Origin of the sequence: Spiroplasma endosymbiont of Asaphidion curtum (genome assembly GCF_964031085.1) — a bacterium.
GTDB lineage: Bacteria > Bacillota_I > Bacilli_A > Mycoplasmatales > Nriv7 > Nriv7.
In genome coordinates this window covers 1,161,888-1,185,886 of record NZ_OZ035001.1, presented here as the reverse complement: position 1 = coordinate 1,185,886, position 23,999 = coordinate 1,161,888, and the positions used below count along the sequence as shown (strand labels likewise).

The following is a 23,999-nucleotide window of genomic DNA, read 5'->3' as shown; positions in this document are numbered from 1 at the left end:
AAAACAAAGCAAGGAGTTTTTATATGGGTTACAAACATCTTGGCATATATGAAAGAATTTATATTGAGAATCAATTGAAGTTTAAAGTAAAAATTAGTGAAATAGCTAAAAATCTTAATCGAAGTATTAGTACTATTATTCGAGAAGTCAATAGAAATAAAGATAGTAATCATTATTTTTCATTAATTGCACAAAATAAAGCAGAAAACAGAAAACAATCACATGTTTATTTTCATAAGTTTAAAAATAGAGAATTAGTAAAATATGTACAACAAAAATTACTATTAGGTTGATCGCCTGAACAAATTTATGGCAGAATTAAAAATTTTCATAAAGAATGAATTATTAGTTTTAAAACAATTTACAATTGAATTTATTCTGGATTACTTGAAAAAGTTACTAATAAAAATTTAAGAAGAAAAGGTAAGAAACGAAAATCTCAAGAAAATCGCGGTAAATTTAATGGTAAATCAATTAAAGAACGAAATATTAATGTTAATAATCGTATAACTGTTGGTCATTGAGAAGGTGATACTGTAGTATCATCACGAGGTAAAAGTAAATCATGTTTAATAACTTTAGTTGAAAGAACATCAAGATTTACTTTAGCAATGTTAGTTGAAAATAGAACTACTAAAGTTGTTAACGAAAACATTAGCCATTATTTATCAATTCTTCCAAATAATCTTGTTAAGACTATAACATTTGATAGGGGTAAAGAATTTTCTAATTGACAACAACTTGAAAAAAATTTAAATGTGAAAATTTATTTTGCTAATGCGTATTCGCCTTGACAAAGAGGTACTAATGAAAATACTAATGGTTTAATTAGAGAAAAATTTCCTAAAAAATTTAATTTTTCAAATACTACTAAAAATGCAGTTCATAAATTTATATTGTCTTTAAACCAAAGACCAAGAAAAATACTAAATTATCTTTCACCAATCGAATATTTGGTTAGAAAAATAATTTAGTTGCACTTAACTTTACAATTTGGCTTTTTTATAAAATATTTTATCATATAATTTTAAAAAGTATTATTTGATACTAAATTAATCCTAAAATTTTTACTTTTCTTTTCTTTTATTTATATTTTAACTATATTATGATAAATAAAAAAGAACGCCTTAAAGGTGTTCTTTTTTATTTACTAACTACATCAATATTCTTTTTTAAATTAAGCTTTACCTAAACTACCAAACTCTGCTAATAATTGTTTAGCTTTATTCTCAACAGCAACAATTCCCGGATTTAATAATTTTCGTGGATCATAACCTTTACCAGTTTGATCTTTTTCAGCAACAATATACTGTCTTGTTGCTTGTTGAAATTCTAATTGTAATTCCGTATTAACATTAATTTTACTAATTCCTAAACTAATCGCTTGTTTAATTTGTTCCATATCAATTCCCGAACCACCATGTAACACCAGTGGTAAAGAAATATTCTCAGAAATATTTTTTAACAAATCTAATTTTAAACCATCTCAATTTTTAGGATATGGACCGTGAATATTGTTAATTCCCGCAGCTAAAAAATCAACAGCCAAGTTTTTCATTGCTTGACATTCATCAAGTGTTGCTAATTCACCAGTACCAATAACACCATCTTCTTCACCGCCAATGGTACCAACTTCGGCCTCAACAGCAACATTTTTACGATGAGCATATTCTACTACTTGGGCAGTTAATTTTAAATTTTCAGCAAGAGGATGATGACTACCATCAAACATTACTGAAGAAAAACCAGCATCAATCGCAGCAATACACGATTCAACAGTTTGACCGTGGTCTAAATGTAATACTATGGGAACAGTAACCTTAATGAAATCCATTAGATTAGTAACCAGTCCATAAACAGTTTTAACTCCCCCCATATATTTAATTGCCCCTTCCGATACTCCTAAAATTACCGGACTATTAGTTTCTTGTACTGCTTTTAAAATTGCTTTAATTCATTCTAAGTTATTAATATTAAAATGCGCAATTGCATAATTTTCTTTTCTTGCTTTTTGCAACATTACTGTTGGATTAACTAATTTTGCCATTTTTATCCTCCAAGATTAAAATTTGTTAATGTGCTTTAATTACTGCTTCAATAAATCCAATAAATAATGGATTTGGTTTGCTAGGTCGCGATATAAATTCAGGGTGATATTGACTACCAATAAAAAACGGATGGTTCTTTAATTCAATAATCTCCACTAAAGATTGTTTTTTATACATGCCACTAAAAATAATCCCCTTTTCTTTAAATAAATCCAAATAATCATTATTTACTTCATAACGATGGCGATGTCGTTCTTGGATAACTTTTTTCTTATATAATTTAAAAACAAGTGTTTTATCCTCAATATTAATATCATAATTTCCTAATCGCAATGTACCACCAATATGATCAGTTGAATTTTTTCCTCTAATTAAATGTAATATCGGATTTTTACATTCAGGAAAAAATTCTTCAGAATGAGCATCTGGTAATTTACAAACATCTTGAGCAAATTCAATTAATGCCGTTTGCATACCTAAACAAATTCCAAAATAAGGAATATGATGTTTTCTAGCATACTTAGCAGCTAATATTTTTCCTTCAATGCCACGATAACCAAAACCACCTGGTACAATAATACCCTTACAATGTTTAAAGATATTTTCATAATTATTTTCATCAATATCATTGGCACCAATTCATTGAACTTTAACCTCAACACCTTTTTCATAACCAGCTAACTTTAATGACTCTAAAACTGATAAATACGCATCCGGTAATTCAATATATTTACCAACTAAATAAATCTTAATGACTTTATTTTTAGCATCACAAGCTTTTTGTAAAAACAATTTTAATTTCTTTAAATTATTATGTTTAATTTTTAAATGTAATAATGAAGCAATCGTTGTTAAAATATCTTGTTCATAAAGAACAACTGGTACTTTATAAATATTATCAACATCATAAGTACTAAAAACAGCATTACGATTGACATTACAAAATAAAGAAATTTTATCAATTAATTGTGCTGATAACTCTTGTTCACTACGAGCAAGAATAATATCTGGTTGAATTCCTAACGATAATAATTCTTTAACTGAATGTTGAACTGGTTTTGTTTTAAATTCACCACTAGCAGCAATAAATGGTACTAAAGCAACATGAATAAATAACACATTTTCTTTCCCTTTTTCCATTCTTATTTGCCGAATCGTTTCAATAAATGGTAATGACTCAATATCACCAACAGTGCCTCCAATTTCACCAATAATAATATCAGCTTTACTAACAGTTGCTGCCAAATAAATCTTTTTCTTAATAATATCTGTTAAATGTGGTACTACTTGAACTGTTTTACCTTCATAATCACCATTCCGTTCTTTCTCAATTACTTCTAAATATGCTTTACCAGCAGTAATTGATGAATAGCAAGTTAAATTTTCATCAATAAAACGTTCATAATGACCTAAATCCAAATCAGTTTCACTACCATCAGCAGTAACAAAAACTTCACCATGTTCATATGGATTCATTGTTCCCGGATCAACATTAATATATGGATCAAATTTTTGCATAAAAACTTTTAATCCACTATCTTTTAAAATATGACCAATTGAAGCACCAGCAATTCCCTTGCCTAAACTAGAAACTACACCCCCAGTAATAAAAATATATTTTGTCATTATAATTCACCTTCTCTAACTCTAACAACTAGTTATTTTCTTCCATTTCTTTTTCAATTTCATCTCAATCAACTTTATCTTCTTCTTCATCACTATCAATTTCTAATTCATCTTCACTATCAATACTTTCTTCAAAAACATCATCAACTTCATCAATAATTTCAGTAACTTCTAATTCCTTAGGATCAATATCATCATTAATAGCAAATAAAAACTCTAATTGTTTTTTAATTTCATCAAACTTATAATCTTGTCGTAACCCTCATTCGTTATCTTGAATTAACAAAAAACGATTATCCAATACCATATCAGTATATAAATTAACCATTTCTTTTGCTTCGGCTTCAATTGGTGTTTCCTTGGCAATCTTAACATAATCATAAATTTCTTTAAAACCAGCGTGTTTTCGCTTAATAAGAAATTCATATGCCAAATCAACTAAAGACTTATTCATATATTATCTCCTTCTAAATCTATGTTTGTACTAAAACTTCTTTTGGTAATAATACATATTGTTGGCTTTCAACTTGTTTACTACTTTGTTCATTAGTATTAATTAACTTAGATTTTTTTTCTAAATTAAATACTACATCATTTTTATTAATTAATTTAATTGGTTGTTCCATTAAATCTTGCTGATATAATGTTGGTTGATTAAATTCTTCAATAATTAAATAATAATCTAAATCATAATTTCCTGCAACTAACAATTTTTGATAGTTTTTTAAATCATTAGCACTAACATTAGTAATTAACTTAAAAAATCTTCGATTAACAATACGGTCTGTTAAATCTTGCAAAATATTATCTTCTTCTTTAGCTAACAAACTAAAAAAACTCATTAAACTATAATCATCAAGTTGTAAATAATGACTTACATTTAATTGTTCCGGATTATTTTCTTGTAATAAAAGTTCAACTAAACTAATATCACTCTTAAACTTAAAATTTTTTGTAAACAAATATTTTAAACGTTTAAAAATATTTACTAATAAATAATCAAAACTAATGCCAACCTTATGATTATAAATTTGTCAATACATATGGCAACGACCTAACAAATAATTTTCAATTGCAAATAATGCCTTTTCATCATAAACAATTTCATTATTAACAATTCGTAAATTTTCCATAATTCAATCAATATCAAAATTTCCATATTCAACACCTGTGTGATAAGAATCTCTTAACAAATAATCCATCCGATCACAATCAAGTTGGGAACTTACTAATGATAAAAGAATTTTATTAGGATGAGTTTTAGCAATAATTTGACAAACAGCTTGCGCATCAATATTAAATGCTTTTAAAACTTGATTAATTTGCGATTGTTCATTTTGAATAATGGCAATTGTTCATTGTTCATGATTAATTGTCGAAACTTTTTCAAAACTATGAGAAAAAGGACCATGCCCTAAATCATGTAATAAACCAGCAATTTTTGTTAAAGTTTTTTCTTCATTAGATACATTATGAAAACTAGAATTTTTAAAAATTTTATCAATTAAATAATAAACTCCTAATGAATGACTAAAGCGATTATGAACAGCACTAGGAAAAACAAATTGTCCACCACCTAATTGTAAAATTCTTCTTAAGCGTTGAAACTCTTTACTATTAATTAAAGCAATAATAACTGATTCTTGAACATTAATATTACCATAAATACTATCACGAACCATTCATTGACTCATCATCTTACCCCACCCTATTAAGTATTTCTAATATTTCATTAATATTATTCATAACTTTTTTTTGACCTAAAAGTTTAATTGTTTTTACTAATTGTGGTCCTACCATTCGTTTTGAACTAGCAATTCTAATTGGCATCAATAAGTCTTTACCTTTAAGATTTAGTTCTTTTTTAATCGTAGTAATAATGCCATTAATACTATCATCATCTCATTGCTTTAAATTTTCAATTAATTGCTTAAAACTATTAATGACTAATAAAACATCATTAGTTTTTAAATATTCAATAATTTCTGTGACCACAATATCATCTTCAATAAACATAGCAACTAAAGCACTTATTTGTTGAGCATAAATTAATTCTTGCTGATACAAACTAACTACTTCCTGCCATCAAACTAACGGATATGCTTTTATTTCATAAACTTTACATAAAAATGGCAAACATAATTCTCAGTAAGCAATCGCATCTAATTTCTGAATATACTTATTATTAATTCAATTAAGTTTATTAACATCAAACAAACTACTAGATTTACTAAAACGATTTTCATCAAAAATAGCAATTAATTGCGATATTGAATAAATTTCTTGGGTATCTGGTGGTGATCAACCTAATAAAACAAAAAAATTAAATAAAGCCTCTGGTAAATATCCTAATTCCCGATACTGACTAATAAATTGTACAATTGTTCCATCGCGTTTTGACAATTTTTTCCGATTTTCATTAACAATTAATGGTAAATGACCAAAAATTGGTGGTGTTCAATTAAAAGCTTCATATACTACTAATTGCTTCGGAGTATTAGATAAATGCTCCTCACCTCGTAAAACATGACTAATTTTCATTAAATAATCATCAATAACAACAGCAAAATTATAAGTAGCAACCCCATTTGATTTAATAATAACAAAATCACTAATATCTTTACTAGCAAATATTACTTCTTTCCGTACCAAATCATTAAGAATATAAGATCTATTTTCTGGGATTCGGATTCTAATACTTGGTTTAATTCCTAAAACTTCTTTTTCTTTAATATCATTAATAGAAAGACTTCAACAATTGCCATCATAACTTGGTGCTATTCCTTGCTCAATTTGTTTTTGTTTCATTTGTGTTAATTGTTCTGTTGAACAATAACAATAATATGCTAAACTATTATTAACAAGCTCATTAGCATATTTAATATAAATTTGTAAACGCTTAGTTTGCTGATATGGTCCAAAATTACCTAATGTATCAATAGTTTCATCAATAACAATATTTAATCATCGTAAATTATCTAATTGTGACTTAATACCACCACTAACATTTCGTTCTAAATCAGTATCTTCAATTCGTACAATAAATGTGCCATTATAATGTTTAGCAAATAAATAATTAAAAATTGCTGTTCTGGCACCACCAATATGTAAATATCCTGTCGGACTAGGCGCATAGCGTAATCTTATTTTGTTCATCTATTATCTCCATTTCTTTTAATAGACTTGGTACATAACCTTTAATTTTATCTACTATTTTGATAATATTATTTTCTAGATGAAGCACAAATATTAGATAAATATAAAGATGAAAGTGAATTTTATAGTTTGGTAGGTGCAAAATGTTATAGTTATGTACCAAGTCTAGTGTAAAATAAATTAGTTTTTAACTACTAATTTATTTTACACTAGACTTGGTACATAACCTTTAATTTTATCTACTATTTTGATAATATTATTTCCTAGGTGAAGTACAAATGTTAGATAAATACAAAGACGAAAATGAATTTTATAGTCTAATAGGCATAAAATATAAAACTTTCATGAAAATGGTAGAAATTTTAAAAAAAGCTGAAGCTAAACAAAAACAAATTGGTGGTAGACCAAATAAATTATCAATAGAGCAAAGATTACTTATGACTTTAGAATACTGAAAAGAATATAGTACATATCGTATTATTGCAAAAAATATAATATTAGTCATGTTAGTTGTATTCGTAATATCTTTTGAGTTGAAAATACTCTAATAAAAAATAGTCACTTTCATATACCTGGCAAAAAGATATTATTGGAAAATAAGGGTACTAATAATAATTTATTAGCAATTGATGCTACAGAAATTCCAATTGAAAGAATTAAAAAAAACTAAAATTATTATTTTCTGGTAAGAAAAGGCAACATTCATTAAAATCACAAATAATTATTGATTTATGCCAAATTGTAAAGTTAAGTGCAACTAAATTATTTTTCTAACCAAATATTCGATTGGTGAAAGATAATTTAGTATTTTTCTTGGTCTTTGGTTTAAAGACAATATAAATTTATGAACTGCATTTTTAGTAGTATTTGAAAAATTAAATTTTTTAGGAAATTTTTCTCTAATTAAACCATTAGTATTTTCATTAGTACCTCTTTGTCAAGGCGAATACGCATTAGCAAAATAAATTTTCACATTTAAATTTTTTTCAAGTTGTTGTCAATTAGAAAATTCTTTACCCCTATCAAATGTTATAGTCTTAACAAGATTATTTGGAAGAATTGATAAATAATGGCTAATGTTTTCGTTAACAACTTTAGTAGTTCTATTTTCAACTAACATTGCTAAAGTAAATCTTGATGTTCTTTCAACTAAAGTTATTAAACATGATTTACTTTTACCTCGTGATGATACTACAGTATCACCTTCTCAATGACCAACAGTTATACGATTATTAACATTAATATTTCGTTCTTTAATTGATTTACCATTAAATTTACCGCGATTTTCTTGAGATTTTCGTTTCTTACCTTTTCTTCTTAAATTTTTATTAGTAACTTTTTCAAGTAATCCAGAATAAATTCAATTGTAAATTGTTTTAAAACTAATAATTCATTCTTTATGAAAATTTTTAATTCTGCCATAAATTTGTTCAGGCGATCAACCTAATAGTAATTTTTGTTGTACATATTTTACTAATTCTCTATTTTTAAACTTATGAAAATAAACATGTGATTGTTTTCTGTTTTCTGCTTTATTTTGTGCAATTAATGAAAAATAATGATTACTATCTTTATTTCTATTGACTTCTCGAATAATAGTACTAATACTTCGATTAAGATTTTTAGCTATTTCACTAATTTTTACTTTAAACTTCAATTGATTCTCAATATAAATTCTTTCATATATGCCAAGATGTTTGTAACCCATATAAAAACTCCTTGCTTTGTTTTTTCTAAAATAAACTTAGCATCATGAAATTTTTATATGAGATTTTTTGCAATTTTATTTACTTGCACTTACAAGTATAATTCAGCTATTTAACAATAAAATTATTTCAGTAGATTTTTGTTATGGCAGTATTCATGATTATAAGTTATTTTTAAAATCAAATACACTTATAAATCCAAAATTAGAATTAATTGCTGATTCAGGATATCAAGGTTTGCAAAATGTTCATAAAAATACATTATTGCCAATTAAAAAGAGTAAAAATAATCCTTTAAATCCAAATAAAAAGGAATATAATAGCTTTTTAAGTAAAGTTAGAATTGCCATTGAACATGTTTTTGCTAGATTAAAAAGATTTAAAATACTAGTTTATCGTTATCGCAATAAGATTAGAAGATTTGGATTACGATTTAACTTAATTTCAGGAATATATAATTTTGAATTAAGCTAGTTATAGTTATGTACCAAGTCTACTATAATAATTACTTTATTGTACATAAAAATGTTCAATAACTTAAAGACCTTAAACATTAAAACGAAAATAACAAATATCACCATCAGAAATTAAATAATTTTTTCCTTCAAATCGCAACTTTCCTGACAATTTAACCGCATTCTCACTACCATATTTAACTAAATCATCATAACTATAAACTTCTAATTTAATAAAACCACGAGAAATATCAGTATGAATAATACTAGCACATTCAACAGCATCCATACCACTTCTAAATGTTCAAGCACGAACTTCTTTCTTACCAGCTGTAAAAAATGTTGATAAACCTAATGTCCGATATGTTTTTGATATCATTTGATCTAAACCTGATGTTTCTAAATTTAATGATTTTAAAAACTCTTTTTTATCATTATCTTCTAATGATGAAATTTCTAATTCTGTTTTTGCACAAATAACAATAACTTGTGATTTCTCAGCAATAGCATAATCCTTAACTTTTTCAACTCACTTATTAGTTTTATCCACTAAATCTTTTTCACTAATATTTGCAATATACAAAATCGGTTTACTAGTTAAAAAACTATAATGTTTAATCAGATTAACTTCTTCAACTGTTAATTCTAAACGACGAATCGGTTTACCATCAAATAACGCTTCTTTAATTTTCTTTAATAAATTAATTTCTTTCATTAAAACTGGATTTTTATCATTTTTAACAAGTTTTTCTAATTTTTGTAATATTTTAATAACGATATCATAATCTGCTAAAATTAATTCTAAATTAATAATTTCAATATCTCTAATCGGATCAATCGTATTTTCAACATGATTAACATCACTATCATCAAAACAACGCACAACTTCACAAATAGCATCAACTTCACGAATATGACCTAAAAACTTATTACCTAATCCATGTCCTAATGATGCTCCTTTAACAAGCCCCGCAATATCCGTAAACTCAAAATTATTAGCAATAATTTTCTCAGGTTGAAAAATTTCTTCCAACTTATTAAGTCTACTATCTGGTACTTTAACAATACCAACATTAGGATTAATCGTTGTAAAAGGATAATTTGCTGCTTCAACTTTAGAATTGGTAATGGCATTAAATAATGTTGATTTTCCAACATTAGGTAATCCAACAATTCCTGCTTTTAAAGACATAATTTCTTTATTCCTCTTTCATATTTAATATTTAATTAATAAATAAAATTTTAATAGTATAAAATACTAATTTATTAAAACAAATATTTATCTATTAATTATACCAATAATCTTAATAAAATTTAAATTTTTCTAAACAATAAAAAAAATTAAAATCTGATTTATTTTACACAAAATTATTTAATTGCTGAATTATACTTGTAAGTGCAAGTAAATAAAATTGCAACAAATTTTTCTCTCGGTAAAAAGCATGATTTTTGTTTATTTAAAGAATCAAAAATCCCAATTTTAAAAAATACTAAATTAATAGTTGATAATGGTTATCAAGGAATACAAAAAATTCATAGTAATGTTCTAATACCTAAGAAAAAAACAAAGAAAAACCCTTTAAATAAAGAACAAAAACATAATAATAAATTAATTTCAAAAATGAGAATTATTATTGAAAATATTTTTGCTATTCTTAAAAAATTTAAAATTATTACTGAAAAATATCGTAATCGTAGAAAACGATTTAGTTTAAGATTTAATTTAATTGCTTCAATTTATAATTTGCAATTATAGATAACATAAAATATTTATTTAAAATTAAATTTAAATAATAAAATAATTTTTTGTTGTGTCAAAATTTACACATTTAATAAAATCCATAAGTATTAACCTAATAAAAGTTAGAAATTACTATATAGTATTTTTTATTTACAAATAATTTGTAATTATTTTAATAAGTAATGCAAGAAATCTATTAAATAATTTTAAGAATTGCCAAAATTCGATTCAAATCCTTATCATTAGAAAACTTAATGACAATACGATTATCATCAATAACAACCTTAGTTCCTAAAGTTCTAATCATTCTTTCAGCAACAGTTGTATATTCTGACTTTGGCATGACAACAGTTTTTTGTTCATTTTTATTTTTCTTACCAATTTGTAATTGATACGAACGAACAATATCTTCAACTTTTCTAGATGTTAAATTTTCTTTAAAAATGCGTTCACTTAAACGAGAAATTAATTCCACATCATCTTGAAAAGCTAATAATGGCTTCACCTGCCCCATCGTTAATTGACCATTTAAAACATAATCTTGTATTTTTTGCGGTAAATTTAAAATTCGCATAATATTAGCAATATGTGATCGTGACTTTCCGACTTGCATTGCCACTTCACTTTGAGTTAAATCTAATTTATTCATTAAATCACGATATGCTTGTGCTTCTTCAATGGTATTTAAATCAACTCGTTGAATATTTTCAATTAAAGCAATTTCCATCATTTGTTTATCAGATAAATTAATAGTAATTGCTGCAATATGTGTTAATCCTATCTTTTTACAAGCACGCATTCTTCTTTCACCAGCAACAACTTCATAACCATTAATTGATTTCTTAACAATAATTGGTTGAATAACCCCATGTTTAACAATTGATTGTCCTAATTGTGTAATCTCAGCATCGTCAAAAACAATTCGTGGTTGATAAGGATTACTACGAATTTCATTTAGTGAAATTTCAATCGCATTTTGTTTAATTTCATCATTTGTTTCAATTTCACTAATTAAATCATTAATTTCTTCACCAAAAATCTTATCTAATCCTTTAACCGATAATGTTCTTTTATTTATTAAATCCTTATTTTGTGCCATTATTTAGCAATACCTCCTTAACTAGTTCCATATAAGCAATTGCACCCGATGAATTTTCAGCATAACTAAAAATGTCATCCCCATTTGATGGCGCTTCTGATATTTTAATATTTCGCGGAATATAGGTTTTATATACTTTCTCTTTAAAATACTTTTGTGCTTCTTGCATTACTTCATACGATAACTTTGTTCTACTATCAAACATTGTTAATAAAATACCTTCAATAGTTAAATTTTTATTACTTCTTTGCTGAACAAATCTAATTGAAGTTAACAATTGTGTTAATCCTTCTAAAGCATAATATTCGGCTTGAATCGGAATAATTACTGTATTAGATGCACTTAATGCATTACGATTTAATAATCCTAATGATGGGGGACAATCAATAATAATATAATGATAATTATTAAGAATACCTTTTAACTTATCAAGCAAAATGTTTTGCTTATCTTTAGATTGTTCCAATAAATGTAAGTCAGCACTTGCTAATGATAATGTTGCTGGTGCTAAATCAACATTTTGACAAACATTTTTTTGAATAATTTCACTAAGAGCACTATCATTAACTAAAACATCAAACATACACTTTTCAATTTTACTTTTATCAGCACCAATTCCTGTTGTAGTATTTCCTTGTGGATCTAAATCAATCAGCAAAACTTTTTGTCCATATCTGCCTAAACCAGCAGCAAGATTTATTGATGTTGTCGTTTTGCCAACACCACCTTTTTGATTAGCAATTGCAATTACTTTAGCCATAGATTTTAACTTCCTTTTTTAAGATTCACAAATATTTTACCTAATTATATTAACATTATAACAAGAGTTTTATTAAAAATTATAATGGTTGCTGTTTTATTTTAGCAAAATCTCGCGGATATAATTTATCAATCGCTTTTTGCTTAATAAAATATAAAATTGTTCTTTTACCTAAAAAATCTCAATTACTACTATAAATAGATATTAACTTTGTATTTAAAACTTTTAAAGCATTTTGACTATTAGATAATTCTTCCCTAGTTTCTGATTTTAAAGCAATAAATATTCCTTTAACTTTTACAATCGGCACACATAATTCTAATAACATATTTAATTTAGCAACCGCTCTAACAGTAACAATATCAAAAAAATCACGATATTGAATAGCAATATTTTCAACACGATTATTAATAATCGTTACATCTTTTAAAAATAAATTCTCAACTACTACTTGTAAAAATAAACACTTTTTAGTAATTGCTTCAACAAGAAATAATTTAATCTTCGGAAATAAAATTTTAATAACGATTCCCGGAAATCCAGCTCCAGTGCCAACATCACATATTAGTTGTTGTTCTAAAACAACATTTTTTGTTAATAACAATGAATCAAAAAAATGTTTTTGATAAACTTCTTCTTTATTAATTATTGTTGTGAGATTCATTTTCTCATTTCATTGTTGCAATAATTCAAAATATTTTTCTAATTGTTTTAGTTGTTCACTGGAACAAACAATATTTATTTTCTTTAATAAACTAACAAACATCTTAACTTTTTTCCTTTGTATAAGGGATATTTAACATTTTTGGTATCCGATCATTTTTTTTATATAATGCAAATATTGGGGCAATTAATAATGGTAAAACATACGGTAATATTGTCCATCATCACTTATTACTATCTTGTCGTAAAAATCCACTAAATTCAAGTAAAACTGTTACTAAATAAGTAAAAAATACGCTTCTAAATATTGCTCATTGACTTAATGCCACAATCGCAAAAGCAATTAATCCAACATTATTAATGCTAACATCAAAACTGCCTTTTTGATTTGTAAAAAATGCTCCGCCTAATGATATTAAACCAAATCCAACAATAACTGCTAAATAACGAATTTTAATAACATTTATTTGACTTAATGTTAAAACAACAGCATTTTTCCCAGCTGCTTTAAAATATAATCCCGGTCGCGTTAAAAAGAAAAAACAAGAAACAAATAATATTAAAATAACATTAAAAATAAAAACTAAAGATAACGGATATCCGATATATATCGGAGCAATAAAAATTTCATTAGCATCTAATGTTCTTTGCCCATAATTAAATATTAAAACTAGCGAACTTAAACCTAAAGCCAAATAATTTCAAATAAATGAAACAAGAAACTGATTAGTTTTTAAAGAAACCGTTAATAACGCATGAATTGAACCTAATCCCATACCAATAATAAATGCTAAACAAAAACCTAAAAAACAAATATTATCACCAAGAAATAAATATTGTTTAATAATAATTGCATACGATAAACCACCCAAAATCATTACCCCATCAACACCAAAATTTAAAATCCCAGCTTTTTGCATTATTATACATCCCACAACTGCAAATAGTAATGGTGCTGATAATGATAAACTACTAATAAAAATATTAATAATATTCATAATTATCATCGCCCCTTATTAACTATATTAGTTTCATCATTAACATCATGTCGTTGATTTGCTAACGACTCTCGCATTCTAAAATTAATTAAAAACTTCGGTTCTTGTTTTCATAAAATAATATAACTTACTAAAACAGAAATGATAATACAAAATGAAAAAATAATATTAATAATTTCATAATCAAATGATGTAAGCGAAAGAAATTGGGTTTGCGAACGAATTAAACCAACTAAAATACTAAGCAACAAAACACCAATACGAGAATTAAATGCTCATAAAGGAATCAGTAAATTATCAAATTCTTGTAACATTGTTGAACTTAATGTTCCTAATTTATTTAAATTAGCAACAAAATAAGTATACCCTGCTATTCCAGCAATTGCTCCTGAAATTGTCATAATAATTAATTGTTTAGCATTAGGATTTAATCTTGCATATTGAGCGGCTTCAGCATTAACAACCATTAATTCTAAACGAAAACCAAACACACGACGATCTAATAAAATAGTTACAAAACCATAAATAAATAAAGCAATAAAAATTGCAATGGAAAAATAAACCATCATACTTAATTTAATTATTAAAGAAGCATTATTATCAATAATACCATCATTATATTGACTTCATTCTGGCAAATGATAATAAATATTAAAAGCAATAATATTAAGCAACAAAGTTGATGCCATTTCATTAATTTTAAAATAAGTTTTAAAAAAACCAGCAATTAGAGCATACAATGCCCCAACGGTAATAGATACTAAAATTAATAACATTGTTGCAAATTTAGTAGTAATACCAACGGAGGTTAATAATCGTGAAAGCATAAATGTTATTGTTGCCCCGATAATCATTTGCCCAATAACTCCAAGATTATAAATTCGAAACCGAAATGCTACTAATGATGCTAATGATGCTAATAGCAAATATGAAAATGAATTTACAAAATTATGAAAATGATTAATATCATTAAAAGGCACTAAAAATAATGTATAATATGCTTTCAAAGAACTAACTCTAAAAAGCATAAAAATTATTGCCGATAAGACAAAAAGTAAAACTACTGTTAATGAAACGACAGTTACTGCTTTTAATTTTTTGTTAGTTCAAAAATTTCTTATAATATTCATTTTTAACCACCAGTAATCCTTATTTTAATTGTCTCTATTACTTGCACAATTTTATCTTTAACTGTTGTAATTTTATTAATAATTTTTTGTCACAATAAAACTTTTCGGGAAATACTTTTATATTTTAATTCACTTTTAGTAATTTGAATATGTTTATCAATCAAATCTTCGCGTTTTTTAGAAAGAATCAGCGGATTATTTAAAATATTACTTTTAACATCATCCCCTTCTAAAGTAGCAACCATTCTGCCATTTTGAATAACCGTCACTCGATTAGCTAATAATTCTAAAAGATGAGAATCACAATCAATTAAAAGAAATGCTACCCCTTTTTTTTGCAATGCAATAATACGACTAATAATCAACTTTGCTGAATCATTATCTAAATGCATTAACGGATTAACTAAAATAACAACCTTAGGATTAGTTTCTAATGTCCTTGCTAAAACAAATTTTTGTAATTCACCATTAGATAAAATATTGGCAATACTATTACCATTAATAAAATCAGGCATTTGATAATTTTGTAAAATTTTTTTTAATTTAAATCAAATATCATCACGCCTTAAAACTCCAGCATTTAAATATTTAGGATTATTATGATGCCATAAAATAAAATTATCAATTAAAGAATAAGTATCAATAGTTGCATCTTGTAAAAAGTTTTCTGGTACTAAATCAATGCCTAATTTATAACGATACGCCTGATTTTTTTTATTAATACTATCATTTTTAAAAAATATTCTTACTGTTGGTGATTTAGTTTTTCCTGAAATTATATCCCCAATTAAAGAACTACTAATATTTGTGCGATCATAAACCCCTAAAATTTCACCAACTTGTAAAATTAAATCAATACCTTCTAACTTTGGATAATTGCGTTTATTAAAACTAATATCTTCAGCATATAATACTAATTCCCTTTTTTTAAAAGATTCTTTTTTATGGTCAATCATTGTTGTTCAATATTTATGTTGAATTTTCTTTACTTTTAAAACATTTTTATTATGCTTTGTCCACACAATCCGACCTTTATTTAATAACGAATAATGATTTGACACTGCTTTAGCAAACTCTTTACTTCGTGTTGAAAAAATTACTGTAATTTTATCTTTAATAAAAGATTTAAAAATTGGTAAAAATTCCTCTTCTTGTTCTAAAGGTAAACCAACTGTTGGCTCATCTAAAACTAAAATTCGTGGTTTTTGGTACAAAGCTCTTAATAATGTCACCTTTCTTTGTTCTGATAATGAAAGAATCCCAAACTGTTTATTTAAGTCAACATAAATTTTATACTTCCGCATTAATTTTTCAATTTTAATTTCAGTCTTTGTTCAATTAATAAATATTTTCAAAAATTGTGGTTCATTTCCCAAAACTATATTTTGACGAACACTAAAATCAGAAATAAAGTAAGTATCTTGTCCAGCATAACTAATTTGATATTTAGGAGCAAAAAACTGTCCGATGCGTTTATTAGCAACTTTAATCACACCATTTGTTGGATTTTCTAAACCAGCTAATAAACGCACACAAGTTGTTTTACCAGCCCCATTATCACCAACTAAGGCATGAATTTCACCAAAATTTACCTTTAAAGTAATATTATTCAAAACTAAATTATCTTGATATTGTTTATAAACATTATTAAATTCAATTAAAGGTGATGACATTAGTTATTTCCCTCTTTACAAAAATGTTGTGATAATGGAGCATTAACAACATTACATTGCAAAGGCTTCCACACAAATTTATTATTATCAAATTGTTGATGAGAAAATTTAATATCTTGGATATCAACAATAACATTACTAACAAAATTTCAATCAGTTAATAACTGTGGTTTTATTTCCTCAGAATGATAAATTTTAGACAAAATACCAATAAAATTACGATTAATACTAGCAAGTAAATAATTTTTGGATTTAATATGATATTTTTCTTTATTCATAATATCAACACTAACAAGATAATGTTTTTTTAAATTATCATTATTATCAACAAAAGCTTTTACTAAATTATTACTATATAATAATAATGGATTAAAAATTAAACTAACTTGATAATTTTCTAATAATGCTTTTGCAATACTATACATATTATTACTATTCAAATCAGATCCAATTAAAGGATCACGATTATCAATTGGCGTTTGTCAATCAACAAAATTAAACTCATAACCAGCATCTTGCTTACTATCAATTTGTGCTTGATACAGTCCTTGTTGAAATCCAAAAGTTAATCGTTGTGCTAATTGATCATTTAAATATTCAACAGCACTAACTTGAATTTTATTATTAATAATTGTAAAATCTTGACTATTTTTTAACATATAAATTCCTGATTGATATCCTAAATTATAACCCATTGCCAAAACATCAAATTTAATTTCAACTAAATTAACAATTTTATTACTAACAGAATTATGAACATAATCATAATCTAAGGTAATAATTTTATTACCAGTAGCAAACGACTTTTCTAACTCTTTTGTTAAATTAGGAATATTATTAGCAAAATTATGATTTAAAGCAATAAAATATTTTGTTTTATTTTTAGTATGCATATTCAACATATTTTGTCAAAATAATAATTGATTAGTCTTATCAGCCAAATTATCAATAATCCAATAATTATCTAAAATATCAATTGATGAATTATAAAATCTTTTTGTTGTTGCATTATCATAAATACTTAATGGATGATTAGCAAAAATAACTGCTCGTTCAATAACAGAACGACTACAACCAAAAATGGGAACAGTAAAGATACTAGCAATATTAATACTATTTATTAATTTAAATATTTTATCCACTTTATTCCCACCTTAACAAACTAATTATTAACTAGTTTGTGGATATTTTTTTTGTAAATGAAATAACAATGATACAATATCGGCAGGATTAACTCCCGAAATTCGTGAAGCTTGAGCAACTGTTAACGGTTGAACTAACTTTAATTTTTCTCTCGCTTCAATAGCAATATTAGCAACAAAATCATAGTTAATATCTTGCGGAATTTGTTTTTTTTCTAATTTAATTTTTCGCGTAATTTGCTTTTGATGACGAATTAAATAACCACTAAATTTATTTTTAATTTCACAATTAGTTTTTTGATTTTGATTTAATAAACTAATACTAGTAACATAAGGTACTAAAAAATTTAATGATATTTCTGGTCGTTTTAGTAAATCTCACGCACTAATACCAGTAGTTAACAATGAAAAATTACTTTCTTGTAATGCCTTTTGAATTGTTGAATTAGGAGTAAATCGTGTTACTCTTAATTCATTTTCAACAATATTTTGTAATTGACATTGTTTTTGATATTCATTTCACTCTACCCTACTTACTAAACCAATATCATCAGCATATTTTTTTAACCGATCTTCAGCATTATCATTTCTTAAAAAAATCCGATGTTCAGCTCGTGAAGTTAATAACCGATAAGGTTCAGATACTCCTTTAGTAACTAAATCATCAATTAAAACTCCGATATACGCTTCATCTCTTCTTAAAATAAATGGTGCCTTATTCACTAATTGACAATGAACATTAATCGCCGCCATTAATCCTTGACAAGCAGCTTCTTCATAACCACTAGTACCATTAATTTGTCCGGCACTAAATAAATTTTTAATTATTTTGGTTTCTAATGTCGGTTTTAGTTGTCAAGGATCAATGGCATCATATTCAATAGCATAAGCTCATTTAAGAACTTGGACATTTTCTAGTCCCGGCAAGGTTCTTAACATCTGATCTTGTATATCAATCGGCATTGATGTGGAAAATCCTTGAACATAAATTGTTTCTAAAGCGACTGATTCTGGTTCTAAAAAAATTTGATGTCGTGATTTATCAATAAATCTAACAACCTTATCTTCAATACTTGGACAATATCTTGGTCCAACACTACTTGGTATAGCACGATACATTGCTGATGCCTTTAAATTTTCATTAATAATTTTATGAGTGTTTTCATTAGTATAAATAAGTCAGCAAGGAACTTGTTTTTTTAAAGGGACAAACTCTTTTGTAGAAAAAGAAAATGCTAATGGTAAATCAGTTCCTAATTCTAATTGCATTTTACTGTAATCAATACTATCTTTATGAACTCGTGGTGGTGTTCCGGTTTTTAAGCGAATAACTTTAAATCCTAATTGTGCTAATTGTTTTGATATTCCATAAGAACCTTTTTGTCCATCAGGACCTTCCTTTTTAACACTAGAACCTTGTAAAACTTTAGCTTCCATATAAGTACCTGTTGTTAAAATAACTTTTTTAGCTTTAATTATTGTACCGTCATTTAAAATTATACCCTTAACAGTATTATTTTCTATTAATAACTCATTTACCATTGCTGATAGTACTGTTAAATTATCTTGTTGCCTAATAACATCATACATATATTTACTATATGCAATCTTATCAGATTGCGTTCTTAATGCTCACACTGCTGGTCCGCGTGAACTATTTAATAGTTTCATTTGTAATGCTGTTTTATCAGCAGCTTTAGCCATCTCACCACCCAAAGCATCAATTTCTCTAACAACAATTCCCTTAGCAGGACCACCAATTGATGGATTACAAGGCATACTCGCAATCTTTGTCGGTTCAAGAGTAACCATCAGTGTCTTATGCTTTAATCGTGCACAAGCTAAAGCTGCTTCCACCCCAGCGTGTCCACCGCCAATAACAATTACAGCATATGCCATTTAAATCACCTACTTTAATACCTTTTAATTTATTTCCCTTAAATTATATCTTATTTACTTCTCAAATAAAAACAAGACTTTTTTACAAGTCTTGTTTTAAATTTATATTTTTTTTATTAACCAAAAACCTTTACAAACTCTTGACCTTCAATAATACTTTTATCAATGGGAATAACAAGTGTGGCGCCAAGAAACTTAGTAAGTTTAAAATGATAATCATCTAACGAAATAACAAAATTTTTTAATCTATATATGAAACCTACTTTAACTTTTCAACCAAATTTGTTTTTATAAAAATTAGCAATTTTTTCAGCATTAATTAAACTAACTTCTTTATTATCATAATAGTCAATATCTACTATCTCATCAAAGAAATTACCATCTTTTTCAATTACTTTATTTAAGTAATTACTAATATTTTGAAAATTACCAAGATAAACTCTTATTTCTTTACTAAATGTACCAACTTTAAGGATAACTGCTTTATAATTTTCATCAAGTTTTAAAAGACCATCAGATTGTATAGTATTATTAACATTAGACTTGGTACATAACCCTCAATTTTATCTACTTCTATTTGTCATTTATTTAAAACTTTTTTGTAGTTTAAATTTGTAATTTTTTGATCTGTTATTTCTAATTTATACCTTATCCTATTAATTATAGCCAAATTGTAAAGTTAAGTGCAACTAAATTATTTTTCTAACCAAATATTCGATTGGTGAAAGATAATTTAGTATTTTTCTTGGTCTTTGGTTTAAAGACAATATAAATTTATGAACTGCATTTTTAGTAGTATTTGAAAAATTAAATTTTTTAGGAAATTTTTCTCTAATTAAACCATTAGTATTTTCATTAGTACCTCTTTGTCAAGGCGAATACGCATTAGCAAAATAAATTTTCACATTTAAATTTTTTTCAAGTTGTTGTCAATTAGAAAATTCTTTACCCCTATCAAATGTTATAGTCTTAACAAGATTATTTGGAAGAATTGATAAATAATGGCTAATGTTTTCGTTAACAACTTTAGTAGTTCTATTTTCAACTAACATTGCTAAAGTAAATCTTGATGTTCTTTCAACTAAAGTTATTAAACATGATTTACTTTTACCTCGTGATGATACTACAGTATCACCTTCTCAATGACCAACAGTTATACGATTATTAACATTAATATTTCGTTCTTTAATTGATTTACCATTAAATTTACCGCGATTTTCTTGAGATTTTCGTTTCTTACCTTTTCTTCTTAAATTTTTATTAGTAACTTTTTCAAGTAATCCAGAATAAATTCAATTGTAAATTGTTTTAAAACTAATAATTCATTCTTTATGAAAATTTTTAATTCTGCCATAAATTTGTTCAGGCGATCAACCTAATAGTAATTTTTGTTGTACATATTTTACTAATTCTCTATTTTTAAACTTATGAAAATAAACATGTGATTGTTTTCTGTTTTCTGCTTTATTTTGTGCAATTAATGAAAAATAATGATTACTATCTTTATTTCTATTGACTTCTCGAATAATAGTACTAATACTTCGATTAAGATTTTTAGCTATTTCACTAATTTTTACTTTAAACTTCAATTGATTCTCAATATAAATTCTTTCATATATGCCAAGATGTTTGTAACCCATATAAAAACTCCTTGCTTTGTTTTTTCTAAAATAAACTTAGCATCATGAAATTTTTATATGAGATTTTTTGCAATTTTATTTACTTGCACTTACAAGTATAATTCAGCAATAGAAATTATAAGGAATTTAAGATTATGAAATTTGATAAATTTAATTTTATTAATGATAAAGAATTATTACGATTAACTGGAATAAAGCAAAGTACTTTTAATAAAATGTTAAATATTTTAAAAGAAGCTGAGTTAAAAAAGTTTAAAAGAGGTGGTAAAAATAATAAATTATCATTAGAAAATAGATTATTGATGACTTTATCATATTGACGAGAATATCGTACTTATTTTCATCTTGGTAAAAGTTTTGATATTAGTGAAGCTAGTTGTTATCGAAATATCAAGTGAATTGAAGATATTTTAATCAAACATCCTGATTTTCAACAACTTGCTGGTAAAAAAGCATTAATAAATGATTATTTTAATGATAAAACAATTATTATTGATGCTACAGAAACACCCATTCAACGCCCAAAAAAGACAAAAACAATCTTATTCAGGAAAAAAGAAAAAACACACTATTAAAACACAAGTAATTATTAGACTTCTTGCATTACTTATTAAAATAATTGCTGAATTATACTTGTAAGTGCAAGTAAATAAAATTGCAAAAAATCTCATATAAAAATTTCATGATGCTAAGTTTATTTTAGAAAAAACAAAGCAAGGAGTTTTTATATGGGTTACAAACATCTTGGCATATATGAAAGAATTTATATTGAGAATCAATTGAAGTTTAAAGTAAAAATTAGTGAAATAGCTAAAAATCTTAATCGAAGTATTAGTACTATTATTCGAGAAGTCAATAGAAATAAAGATAGTAATCATTATTTTTCATTAATTGCACAAAATAAAGCAGAAAACAGAAAACAATCACATGTTTATTTTCATAAGTTTAAAAATAGAGAATTAGTAAAATATATACAACAAAAATTACTATTAGGTTGATCGCCTGAACAAATTTATGGCAGAATTAAAAATTTTCATAAAGAATGAATTATTAGTTTTAAAACAATTTACAATTGAATTTATTCTGGATTACTTGAAAAAGTTACTAATAAAAATTTAAGAAGAAAAGGTAAGAAACGAAAATCTCAAGAAAATCGCGGTAAATTTAATGGTAAATCAATTAAAGAACGAAATATTAATGTTAATAATCGTATAACTGTTGGTCATTGAGAAGGTGATACTGTAGTATCATCACGAGGTAAAAGTAAATCATGTTTAATAACTTTAGTTGAAAGAACATCAAGATTTACTTTAGCAATGTTAGTTGAAAATAGAACTACTAAAGTTGTTAACAAAAACATTAGCCATTATTTATCAATTCTTCCAAATAATCTTGTTAAGACTATAACATTTGATAGGGGTAAAGAATTTTCTAATTGACAACAACTTGAAAAAAATTTAAATGTGAAAATTTATTTTGCTAATGCGTATTCGCCTTGACAAAGAGGTACTAATGAAAATACTAATGGTTTAATTAGAGAAAAATTTCCTAAAAAATTTAATTTTTCAAATACTACTAAAAATGCAGTTCATAAATTTATATTGTCTTTAAACCAAAGACCAAGAAAAATACTAAATTATCTTTCACCAATCGAATATTTGGTTAGAAAAATAATTTAGTTGCACTTAACTTTACAATTTGGCAATTACAAATTATTTTAATAAGTAATGCAAGAAGTCTAATAATTACTTGTGTTTTAATAGTGTGTTTTTTCTTTTTTCCTGAATAAGATTGTTTTTGTCTTTTTTTGGGCGTTGAATGGGTGTTTCTGTAGCATCAATAATAATTGTTTTATCATTAAAATAATCATTTATTAATGCTTTTTTACCAGCAAGTTGTTGAAAATCAGGATGTTTGATTAAAATATCTTCAATTCACTTGATATTTCGATAACAACTAGCTTCACTAATATCAAAACTTTTACCAAGATGAAAATAAGTACGATATTCTCGTCAATATGATAAAGTCATCAATAATCTATTTTCTAATGATAATTTATTATTTTTACCACCTCTTTTAAACTTTTTTAACTCAGCTTCTTTTAAAATATTTAACATTTTATTAAAAGTACTTTGCTTTATTCCAGTTAATCGTAATAATTCTTTATCATTAATAAAATTAAATTTATCAAATTTCATAATCTTAAATTCCTTATAATTTCTATTTTAAATATATTTTATAGGAATTTTGTTTAATAAATAAG

24 protein-coding genes and 1 pseudogene are annotated in these 23,999 nt (G+C 25.5%); 7 read left to right on the top strand and 18 right to left on the bottom strand.

From position 1 onward, the window contains the following. Positions 1-23 precede the first annotated feature (23 nt). Positions 24-974 carry an IS30 family transposase gene (locus AAHJ00_RS07075; RefSeq protein WP_342223478.1) on the top strand — a complete coding sequence of 317 codons (951 nt, stop codon included), beginning with the start codon at positions 24-26 and terminating at the stop codon, positions 972-974. 203 nt (positions 975-1,177) lie between these two features. Here the strand turns inward: AAHJ00_RS07075 and fba are convergent, their stop codons facing one another. The 5 genes from fba to gltX are packed head-to-tail and all read right to left on the bottom strand — an operon-like array spanning position 1,178 to position 6,830. Continuing rightward, the gene (gene fba / locus AAHJ00_RS07070) at positions 1,178-2,047 is read right to left on the bottom strand and encodes a class II fructose-1,6-bisphosphate aldolase (protein ID WP_342223943.1); all 870 of its coding nucleotides are present in this window, start codon (positions 2,045-2,047) and stop codon (positions 1,178-1,180) included. Positions 2,048-2,072: 25 nt separating this feature from the next. Continuing rightward, positions 2,073-3,674, bottom strand: coding sequence for a CTP synthase (locus AAHJ00_RS07065; RefSeq protein ID WP_342223942.1), 1,602 nt, complete (start codon positions 3,672-3,674; stop codon positions 2,073-2,075). 28 nt (positions 3,675-3,702) lie between these two features. Then, positions 3,703-4,128: a DNA-directed RNA polymerase subunit delta gene (rpoE, locus tag AAHJ00_RS07060; RefSeq protein ID WP_342223941.1), complete on the bottom strand. Its 426-nt coding sequence runs from the start codon at positions 4,126-4,128 to the stop codon at positions 3,703-3,705. Between the two features lie 19 nt (positions 4,129-4,147). Continuing rightward, positions 4,148-5,371 carry an HD domain-containing protein gene (locus tag AAHJ00_RS07055; RefSeq protein WP_342223940.1) on the bottom strand — a complete coding sequence of 408 codons (1,224 nt, stop codon included), beginning with the start codon at positions 5,369-5,371 and terminating at the stop codon, positions 4,148-4,150. Between the two features lies 1 nt (position 5,372). Continuing rightward, entirely contained in the window at positions 5,373-6,830 is a 1,458-nt protein-coding gene (gltX, locus tag AAHJ00_RS07050; protein WP_342223939.1) for a glutamate--tRNA ligase, read from the bottom strand. A 278-nt stretch (positions 6,831-7,108) separates the two neighbouring features. Between gltX and AAHJ00_RS07045 the strand changes: the two genes are divergently transcribed. Then, positions 7,109-7,378, top strand: a complete 270-nt coding sequence (locus tag AAHJ00_RS07045; protein WP_342223938.1) for a transposase family protein — start codon at positions 7,109-7,111, stop codon at positions 7,376-7,378. A 209-nt stretch (positions 7,379-7,587) separates the two neighbouring features. Here AAHJ00_RS07045 and AAHJ00_RS07040 read toward each other — a convergent pair whose 3' ends face one another. After that, the gene (locus AAHJ00_RS07040) at positions 7,588-8,538 is read right to left on the bottom strand and encodes an IS30 family transposase (protein ID WP_342223478.1); all 951 of its coding nucleotides are present in this window, start codon (positions 8,536-8,538) and stop codon (positions 7,588-7,590) included. A 67-nt stretch (positions 8,539-8,605) separates the two neighbouring features. On the opposite strand from AAHJ00_RS07040, the gene AAHJ00_RS07035 reads away from it, so the two are divergent. Next, positions 8,606-9,010 (top strand): transposase family protein, encoded by a 405-nt coding sequence (locus tag AAHJ00_RS07035; protein WP_342223937.1) that lies wholly within the window; start codon positions 8,606-8,608, stop codon positions 9,008-9,010. 72 nt (positions 9,011-9,082) lie between these two features. On the opposite strand, the gene ychF is transcribed toward AAHJ00_RS07035, so the two are convergent. Beyond that, complete coding sequence (gene ychF / locus AAHJ00_RS07030) at positions 9,083-10,183, bottom strand: redox-regulated ATPase YchF (RefSeq protein WP_342223936.1); 1,101 nt, start codon at positions 10,181-10,183, stop codon at positions 9,083-9,085. Between the two features lie 219 nt (positions 10,184-10,402). Between ychF and AAHJ00_RS07025 the strand changes: the two are divergent. Continuing rightward, positions 10,403-10,747, top strand: a pseudogene (locus AAHJ00_RS07025) (transposase family protein); the annotation flags it as partial. Between the two features lie 181 nt (positions 10,748-10,928). Here AAHJ00_RS07025 and AAHJ00_RS07020 read toward each other — a convergent pair. The 9 genes from AAHJ00_RS07020 to AAHJ00_RS06980 all read right to left on the bottom strand — a co-directional run bounded on the left by AAHJ00_RS07020 (position 10,929) and on the right by AAHJ00_RS06980 (position 21,736). Beyond that, a complete protein-coding gene (locus tag AAHJ00_RS07020) occupies positions 10,929-11,831 on the bottom strand; it encodes a ParB/RepB/Spo0J family partition protein (protein ID WP_342223935.1) in 903 nt (300 codons plus the stop codon). Beyond that, positions 11,818-12,591 carry an AAA family ATPase gene (locus tag AAHJ00_RS07015; RefSeq protein ID WP_342223934.1) on the bottom strand — a complete coding sequence of 258 codons (774 nt, stop codon included), beginning with the start codon at positions 12,589-12,591 and terminating at the stop codon, positions 11,818-11,820. Before AAHJ00_RS07015 ends, AAHJ00_RS07020 begins: the two co-directional genes overlap by 14 nt. Positions 12,592-12,670: 79 nt before the next feature. Further along, positions 12,671-13,357, bottom strand: coding sequence for a 16S rRNA (guanine(527)-N(7))-methyltransferase RsmG (rsmG, locus tag AAHJ00_RS07010; protein ID WP_342223933.1), 687 nt, complete (start codon positions 13,355-13,357; stop codon positions 12,671-12,673). Position 13,358: 1 nt separating this feature from the next. Next, the gene (locus AAHJ00_RS07005; RefSeq protein WP_342223932.1) at positions 13,359-14,252 is read right to left on the bottom strand and encodes an ABC transporter permease subunit; all 894 of its coding nucleotides are present in this window, start codon (positions 14,250-14,252) and stop codon (positions 13,359-13,361) included. A gap of 2 nt (positions 14,253-14,254) precedes the next feature. Beyond that, positions 14,255-15,382, bottom strand: a complete 1,128-nt coding sequence (locus AAHJ00_RS07000; RefSeq protein ID WP_342223931.1) for an ABC transporter permease subunit — start codon at positions 15,380-15,382, stop codon at positions 14,255-14,257. 2 nt (positions 15,383-15,384) lie between these two features. Beyond that, positions 15,385-17,055 (bottom strand): ATP-binding cassette domain-containing protein, encoded by a 1,671-nt coding sequence (locus tag AAHJ00_RS06995; RefSeq protein WP_342223930.1) that lies wholly within the window; start codon positions 17,053-17,055, stop codon positions 15,385-15,387. After that, the gene (locus tag AAHJ00_RS06990) at positions 17,055-18,197 is read right to left on the bottom strand and encodes a hypothetical protein (protein ID WP_342223929.1); all 1,143 of its coding nucleotides are present in this window, start codon (positions 18,195-18,197) and stop codon (positions 17,055-17,057) included. The genes AAHJ00_RS06995 and AAHJ00_RS06990 overlap by 1 nt, the downstream gene beginning before the upstream one ends. A gap of 27 nt (positions 18,198-18,224) precedes the next feature. Then, positions 18,225-20,096, bottom strand: a complete 1,872-nt coding sequence (gene mnmG, locus AAHJ00_RS06985) for a tRNA uridine-5-carboxymethylaminomethyl(34) synthesis enzyme MnmG (protein ID WP_342223928.1) — start codon at positions 20,094-20,096, stop codon at positions 18,225-18,227. A 689-nt stretch (positions 20,097-20,785) separates the two neighbouring features. Continuing rightward, positions 20,786-21,736, bottom strand: a complete 951-nt coding sequence (locus AAHJ00_RS06980; protein WP_342223478.1) for an IS30 family transposase — start codon at positions 21,734-21,736, stop codon at positions 20,786-20,788. A gap of 57 nt (positions 21,737-21,793) precedes the next feature. Here AAHJ00_RS06980 and AAHJ00_RS06975 point away from each other — a divergent pair, with 57 nt between their 5' ends. Continuing rightward, entirely contained in the window at positions 21,794-21,922 is a 129-nt protein-coding gene (locus AAHJ00_RS06975; RefSeq protein ID WP_342223927.1) for a hypothetical protein, read from the top strand. Next, positions 21,871-22,311, top strand: a complete 441-nt coding sequence (locus AAHJ00_RS06970; protein WP_342223926.1) for a transposase family protein — start codon at positions 21,871-21,873, stop codon at positions 22,309-22,311. Before AAHJ00_RS06975 ends, AAHJ00_RS06970 begins: the two co-directional genes overlap by 52 nt. Here the strand turns inward: AAHJ00_RS06970 and AAHJ00_RS06965 are convergent. Continuing rightward, complete coding sequence (locus AAHJ00_RS06965; RefSeq protein WP_342223925.1) at positions 22,279-22,407, bottom strand: hypothetical protein; 129 nt, start codon at positions 22,405-22,407, stop codon at positions 22,279-22,281. The two genes, AAHJ00_RS06970 and AAHJ00_RS06965, sit on opposite strands and share 33 nt — an antisense overlap. A 57-nt stretch (positions 22,408-22,464) precedes the next feature. Here AAHJ00_RS06965 and AAHJ00_RS06960 point away from each other — a divergent pair, with 57 nt between their 5' ends. After that, the gene (locus AAHJ00_RS06960) at positions 22,465-23,415 is read left to right on the top strand and encodes an IS30 family transposase (RefSeq protein ID WP_342223924.1); all 951 of its coding nucleotides are present in this window, start codon (positions 22,465-22,467) and stop codon (positions 23,413-23,415) included. Between the two features lie 66 nt (positions 23,416-23,481). Here AAHJ00_RS06960 and AAHJ00_RS06955 read toward each other — a convergent pair whose 3' ends face one another. After that, the gene (locus AAHJ00_RS06955; protein ID WP_342223479.1) at positions 23,482-23,934 is read right to left on the bottom strand and encodes a transposase family protein; all 453 of its coding nucleotides are present in this window, start codon (positions 23,932-23,934) and stop codon (positions 23,482-23,484) included. Positions 23,935-23,999 lie beyond the last annotated feature (65 nt).